We start from the raw sequence: 211 nt of genomic DNA, 5'->3' as shown, positions 1-211 counted from the left end.
GATAAGCCTCACTGGCTTCGATGATGTTGAGAAAAAGGGTGATGGCTTGAGAGAACGCGGTAGTGCGTGCGGCTAAGTCGAGCATGAAAATGGTTTGCTCGCAGTCGATTGCATCGCTGAGTTTTTGATGATTTGGGTTGGAAGAAGTAGAGTTTGAAGATTGTTCGGGAGCTTTGGTATTGGGCATCGTTCGATCCTTTAGTCTGGGTTT

General features: G+C 46.9%; 1 protein-coding gene. It reads right to left on the bottom strand.

Annotated elements, in window-relative coordinates; translation table 11 throughout:
- Positions 1 to 187: hypothetical protein (locus ACVBEF_RS21445; RefSeq protein WP_447125915.1), on the bottom strand; the 187-nt coding region annotated here is incomplete at its 3' end.
- Positions 188 to 211: the final 24 nt, after the last annotated feature.

The sequence above is a fragment of the Glaciimonas sp. GG7 genome (assembly GCF_052976905.1).
This window is presented reverse-complemented; position numbering and strand designations above follow the sequence as displayed.